The 6096-nt window shown below is 29.4% G+C and carries 7 protein-coding genes; 1 reads left to right on the top strand and 6 read right to left on the bottom strand.

Going from position 1 to position 6096, the window contains the following annotated elements; translation table 11 throughout:
• Positions 1–212: 212 nt before the first annotated feature.
• From nusB to KJQ99_RS08365, 5 genes are read right to left on the bottom strand one after another with little or no spacing between them, the layout of a single operon-like run.
• The gene (gene nusB, locus KJQ99_RS08385) at positions 213–599 is read right to left on the bottom strand and encodes a transcription antitermination factor NusB (RefSeq protein ID WP_214118544.1); all 387 of its coding nucleotides are present in this window, start codon (positions 597–599) and stop codon (positions 213–215) included.
• Positions 589–1059: a 6,7-dimethyl-8-ribityllumazine synthase gene (gene ribH / locus KJQ99_RS08380; RefSeq protein ID WP_214118534.1), complete on the bottom strand. Its 471-nt coding sequence runs from the start codon at positions 1057–1059 to the stop codon at positions 589–591. Before ribH ends, nusB begins: the two co-directional genes overlap by 11 nt.
• Positions 1060–1061: 2 nt before the next feature.
• Complete coding sequence (gene kdsA / locus KJQ99_RS08375; protein ID WP_214118532.1) at positions 1062–1946, bottom strand: 3-deoxy-8-phosphooctulonate synthase; 885 nt, start codon at positions 1944–1946, stop codon at positions 1062–1064.
• Positions 1943–2884: a DMT family transporter gene (locus tag KJQ99_RS08370; protein WP_250325177.1), complete on the bottom strand. Its 942-nt coding sequence runs from the start codon at positions 2882–2884 to the stop codon at positions 1943–1945. Before KJQ99_RS08370 ends, kdsA begins: the two co-directional genes overlap by 4 nt.
• 2 nt (positions 2885–2886) lie before the next feature.
• Positions 2887–4551, bottom strand: coding sequence for a lactate permease LctP family transporter (locus KJQ99_RS08365; protein ID WP_250325686.1), 1665 nt, complete (start codon positions 4549–4551; stop codon positions 2887–2889).
• Positions 4552–4732: 181 nt separating this feature from the next.
• On the opposite strand from KJQ99_RS08365, the gene KJQ99_RS08360 reads away from it, so the two are divergent.
• Positions 4733–5662 (top strand): ribose-phosphate pyrophosphokinase, encoded by a 930-nt coding sequence (locus KJQ99_RS08360; protein WP_214118527.1) that lies wholly within the window; start codon positions 4733–4735, stop codon positions 5660–5662.
• 31 nt (positions 5663–5693) lie between these two features.
• Here the strand turns inward: KJQ99_RS08360 and KJQ99_RS08355 are convergent.
• Positions 5694–6096 (bottom strand): hypothetical protein (locus tag KJQ99_RS08355; protein ID WP_214150525.1); only part of this gene is annotated, 403 nt, incomplete at its 5' end.

The following is a 6096-nucleotide window of genomic DNA, read 5'->3' as shown; positions in this document are numbered from 1 at the left end:
CCCCAAATAAAGGCAATGATTACTATAAAAGCTAATAATATTGATACCCCTATCATTAGCATTAAAACATTTTCCATATTTATCCTTTTTGATTATTTTAATAAATATCATAAAACTATTAGGAATTTAATTTGGAAAATAAAATATAAAAATATCTATTAAAATATTCAACGAGTAATTAGCTAATATAAAAAATATTAGCTAATTTAAAATTAATTTCTAACTTTATCTAATACACCATTAATAAGCTTAGGTGCATTATCACTTGCATATTCTTTAGCTAGTTCAATAGCTTCATTTATAACAACAGCTTTATCTGTTTTTGTAAAAAGCAATTCATAAACACCAAGTCTTAAAATAGCTTTTTCCATACCACCTAAATTACTAACCTCATTGCTTTCTAAAATACCTTTTAAACACTCATCTATTTTTAATAGATTTGTTTGAACGCCGTTAAATAATTCTAAAGCCCATTCACGAATAGCATTTCTTATTTTATGCTCTTCTAAATAATCATTTACATGCTCACTATTTTGAACATAATCAAATGAATACAATAAACTTACAACCGTTTTTCTAGCTTGATGTCTAGTTGCCATTTTGAACTCTTTGTAAATTTAGCATTTCAATAGTAGTTACCATAGCTTCATAACCTTTATTACCACTTTTAATTCCTGCTCTATCCATAGCTTGCTCTGTAGTGTTTGTTGTAAGAACACCAAAACTAATTGGAGTATCATTTGCTAAAGTTATAGCTGCAACACCTTTAGTGCATTCTGCTGATACATAATCAAAATGTGGGGTATCTCCACGAATAACAGCACCTAAAACCACTATTCCATCATAATTTTTCTTCACTGCTTGTTTTAAAGCATAAGGTAATTCAAAAGCACCAGGAACTAAAATTAAATCTAAATTCTTTTCATTTCCACCAAAACGAACAAAAGCATCTTTAGCACCTTCAACTAATTTATCAGTTATAAAACTATTAAATCTAGCATTTATTATGGCAAATTTCTCATTACCATTTAATTTTAATTGTCCTTCAATAATATTCATACTTATTCCTTATTTAATATTTTCAATAATAAATTAATTTTCTCTTCTAATTTGCTAGTAGCTACCATATTAGGTCCATCGCATAAAGCTTCACACGGATTAAAATGTGTTTCAAAGAAAAATCCATCAACGCCAACTCCAGCAGCAGCTCTTGCTAAAGGCAATACAAAAGAGCTATCTCCACCACTCTTACCACCTGCTGCTCCAGGCATTTGAACGCTATGTGTAGCATCAAATATAACAGGTGCGAAATTTCTCATAATTTTAAGAGATCTCATATCAACAACTAAATTCCCATATCCAAGACTAGTTCCACGCTCAACCGCTAAAACACCAGCTTCTCTTGCCATTTGATGAGCTTTTGAAAAATCTTCGTCTTTTAAATCTTTATATGATAATTCTCCAATATCAGAGCAAGCAAAAAAACTTTCATCATTAGTTTTATAATCATACCCTCTAGTCTGTGCTACTTTTGCTACGCTATATTTCATATCACTTGGGTTTAAAAATTGACCTTTTTTGATATTTACAATAGCTTTAGTTTTAGCAGCTGCAACTAATAAATCAGTTTGTCTGCATAAAAAAGCTGGAATTTGAAGAGTATCAACAACTTGAGCTGCAATTTCAGCTTGATAACTCTCGTGAATATCTGTAATTATTTTATATCCAAATTTAGATTTTATATCAGCTAAAATCTGCAAACCTTTTTCAAGTCCAGGTCCTCTAAAACTATCTAAACTTGTGCGATTTGCTTTATCAAAACTTGATTTAAAATAAAAATCAATTTGTGGATGTTTTGCAATTTTTTCTAATCTTTTTGCAACTTCTGTAACAATTTCAGGACTTTCTATAACGCAAGGTCCTGCAAATAATATTATTTTTCTCATTTTTTATTATCCTTACTTAAACTTATTCCTATACCACCTATTAAAACGCAGATTATACCTGTTAAAACTACAAAACTTGGTAAATCATCTCCTAAAAGTATTCCTAAAAATAAAGTAAATACAACATCAATATATCCAACTCCAGCTACAACCCCAGCCTTTTTAGCTGCTTTATAGGCTTTTGTTACATATATTTGGTATAGAATCGATAAAGAGCCCATTAAAATAATTAAAATCCATATTTTATATCCAACAGGCATTACAAATGTAGCAAAAGCAAAATCAAAATGCCTAATAATACTCTCATTTAAATACTCTCCGCCTAGCATAGATAATATAGGTAAAATTGTTCCTAGTATAAAAAAACTTGATGCTATAACTTCAGTATTGTAAAACTTTCCTAATTCCCTAGCACTTGTTAAAGCAAGTGCTGCTGTTAAACCACTTAAAACACCTAAAATTGAGTTTTTAATATCAAAACCACTATGTAAATGTTCAGGTGCAAATGGTTGAATTATCAGCATTACACCACCAAAAGCTAATAATAAATATAAAATACTTTTAAATCCTAACTGCTCTTTAAAAAACAAAAATGCAATTAATGCTACAAAAAGTGGATTTGTTTTTTGAAAAGCAAAAGCACCGCCTAAAGAAATATTAGCGACATTATAAAAGAAAAAATATAAAGAAATAGTTCCTATTAAACCACGAAAAAACAATAAAGAGAACTTACCACCTGATTTTTTATGTGGAATTTTATAAATCAAATAAGCTATAAAAATAACTCCAATAACATTTCTAAAAAACATTATTTCTACACTAGGCATAGTATTTGCAAGTAGTTTTGCACAGCACCCCATGAGTGCAAATGCAAAACTAGCAATAACCATAAAATATATTCCTAGATTTTTTTTAATTAACCTTTTTAAACTAAGCATAATTATTTAGCTAAAGGAATACTAGGTGGTATAATTCCAGGCATAAAATATGCAATTAAGCTTACCCAAATTCCTATAATTATTATCATAGCTATTGAGTATTTAACTGTGTATTTAAACAACTCACTCTCGCGTCCTACAAGACCAACAGCAGCACAAGCAACTGCAATACTTTGTGGAGATATCATTTTACCAACAACACCACCTGCACTATTTGCTGCTAAGAATAATGTGTCATGAAATCCTAATTGATGAGCTGTAACTTGTTGTAAAGAACCAAATAAAAGGTTTGCACTTGTATCAGAACCTGTTAAGAATACTCCAATCCAACCAATTACAGGAGAGAAGAATGTAAATGCTCCACCAGTTTGTGATAATGCAATTCCTAATGTTCCACTAGCTCCACTATAATCAGTAATTTTTGCAAAACCAACAACTAAACCAATAGTTAAAATAGGAAACGCCATTTCTCTTAAAGTATCATTAAAGCATACTTTAGCATCACTAGCTTTTACTTTTAAAATATATATACTTGCAATTGCAGCAAATAAAATAGCTGTTCCTGGAGTGTTGATTAATGGAATTCCTAGTCCTAAAGGTTGAGTTCCTGCTTTTCCACCTTCTACAAGTGATGGTTTAATAACTGCTAAATCACCTAAACTAGCAAATGATAATTTAAGATTTGTAAATGCTAAAGCTGCATCAGTTCCAAATAATGATTTAAACCAACCTTGAGTCCATATAACAACAAATACAATTAATAATAAGAAAGGTGACCAAGCATAAACAATTTCTTTGATGCTTAAAATTTTTACATCGCTAAAATCTTTTTTATCATCAAATCTTACAATATTTTTAAGTTTAAATGTTTTTGCAGCAACAGCAGTAGCTACTAAAGAAACAATAGCTGAAATAATATCAGGTAATTCAGCACCTAAGAAGTTTGCTGATAAAAATTGTGCTATAGCAAAAGAAATAGCTGCAACAAATACAATAGGGAAAGTTTCTTTAATACCTTTCATACCATCCATTAAAAATACTATAAAAAATGGAATACAAAAACTAAACGGAGGTAAAATTCTACCAACCATAGCAGCAACTTCATATTGTTGTATTCCAACAGCTTGAGCCATTGCAATAATTGGAATACCAATAGCACCAAATGCAACAGGAGCTGTGTTTGCTATCATACAATATCCAGCTGCTTGTAATGGTCTAAGACCTAAACCAACAAGTAAAGCAGCAGTAATTGCAACAGGGCCACCAAATCCAATAGCACCTTCTAAGAATGCTCCAAAACAAAATCCAATGATGATTACTTGAATACGATGATCAGGCGTAATTGTCATAATACTTTGTTTAATTACTTCAAATTGACCTGATTTAATTGAAAGCTTATAAAGAAAAATAGCTGCTATTATAATCCAAGCAATAGGCCAAATACCAGTAGTAAAACCTACTATAATACTAGCAAATGCAGCATTTAACGGCATTTTATAAGCAAAAACTGCAACAAGAATGGCTGTAACAACAGTTAAAAAACCTGCCACATAACCTTTTGTCTTAAAAACCACTAGGCAAAGAAAAAAGCAAAGTATAGGTAAAAACGCTACAAATGCACTTAACCAAATGTTGCCAAGTGGGTTAAAATTAGGTGTAAATTCCATAATTTTCCTTTCGTGATAAGATTTTAATATTTTAATTTTAAATGCTGAATTTAGCATATAATAACAACAAGATTAAGAATAATCGTAATATTTTTAACAATATGTTACTTTTTGTAACAAATTTACAAATAAGTTTTTTAAGATATAATAGCTCATTTTATTAATTTAGAAAGGTTATTTTATGAGAGGTTATACCATTTTTTCGGGTTCTGCAAATATTCAATTTGCCAATAAAGTCGCTCAAAGATTAGATTGTAAATTAAGCGATGCTGGAGTTAAGCGTTTTAGTGATGGAGAAATTAGCGTTCAAATTGGAGAAAGTGTGCGTGGTAAAGATGTATTTATTATCCAAAGCACTTGCGCGCCAGCGAATGATAATTTAATGGAATTATTAATATTAACTGACGCATTAAAAAGAAGTTCAGCTAATTCAATCACTGCTGTAATTCCTTATTTTGGATATGCTAGACAAGATAGAAAAGCAGCTCCTAGAGTTCCAATTAGTGCAAAATTAGTAGCTGATTTAATGCAAACTGCAGGAATTAGCCGTGTAGCTACTATTGATTTACATGCAGGTCAAATTCAAGGATTTTTTAATATCCCTGTTGATAATTTATACGGAAGTATTATTTTTAACGAACATTTAAAACAAAGAGATTTAAGTAAAGCAGTAGTTGCAAGTCCTGATACAGGCGGAATTGTTCGTGCAAGAGCTGTTGCAAAAGCACTAGATTTAGAACTTGTTATTGTTGATAAACGCCGTGAAAAAGCTAATGAAAGCGAAGTTATGAATGTAATTGGCGATGTAAATGGTAAAGATGTAATTATAGTTGATGATATGATTGATACTGCAGGAACTATTGTTAAAGCTGCTGAAGTGTTTAAAAAATTAGGAGCTAAAAGTGTAATTGCTTGCTGTACTCATCCTGTTTTAAGTGGAGCAGCTTATGATAGAATAGAAAATGGTGCTTTAGATGAATTAATAGTAACTGATACTATACCACTAGCAAAAGAATGTAAAAAAATAACAGTTTTAAGTGTTGCACCTTTATTTGGAGAAGTTATTCGCCGTGTTTATCATAATGAAAGTGTTAATGGTTTATTTTCATAATTAAATTTTTCATAATTCCTAATTTAATTAATTAGGAATTATTTTTTAAACTTATAGCTAAATAATCCAAATCATCTTCGCTCAATTTATTTGTATTAATAATAAAATTAATATATCTAGTTTGAATATAAATTCTTTGATAATCTATATATTTTATTTTCTTATACTTGACTTTAAATAAGAAAAATCCATATTCAAATTTTAAAAAATCATCATAAAAATTAATTTTGATTAAATTAAATTTTAGCTCAAAAACTAGCGTAATTATAGGATTTAAAATAATTAAAAAATACATTATAATAATTTCATCACTATATTTAAACGCTGCGATTATAAAAATAAACCAAATTAATAAAATCAAAAAATATTTATTAAAAGTCTTTAGCCTTATACTATGTTTAAGTAATGGTAATTCATAATCATTAGGGTATTTA

This window comes from Campylobacter sp. 2018MI13, assembly GCF_018501135.1.
Classification (GTDB): Bacteria; Campylobacterota; Campylobacteria; order Campylobacterales; family Campylobacteraceae; genus Campylobacter_E.
The sequence above is the reverse complement of the archived record's forward strand: the minus strand, read 5'-3'. Positions and strand labels throughout refer to the sequence as shown.

Excerpts from the sequence above, each read along its gene's own strand:
- KJQ99_RS08360 (WP_214118527.1), top strand. The coding sequence starts at position 4,733 with ATGAGAGGTTATACCATTTTTTCGGGTTCTGCAAATATTCAATTTGCC.
- KJQ99_RS08365 (WP_250325686.1), bottom strand. The coding sequence starts at position 4,551 with ATGGAATTTACACCTAATTTTAACCCACTTGGCAACATTTGGTTAAGT.
- nusB (WP_214118544.1), bottom strand. The coding sequence starts at position 599 with ATGGCAACTAGACATCAAGCTAGAAAAACGGTTGTAAGTTTATTGTAT.
- KJQ99_RS08370 (WP_250325177.1), bottom strand. The coding sequence starts at position 2,884 with ATGCTTAGTTTAAAAAGGTTAATTAAAAAAAATCTAGGAATATATTTT.
- ribH (WP_214118534.1), bottom strand. The coding sequence starts at position 1,059 with ATGAATATTATTGAAGGACAATTAAAATTAAATGGTAATGAGAAATTT.
- kdsA (WP_214118532.1), bottom strand. The coding sequence starts at position 1,946 with ATGAGAAAAATAATATTATTTGCAGGACCTTGCGTTATAGAAAGTCCT.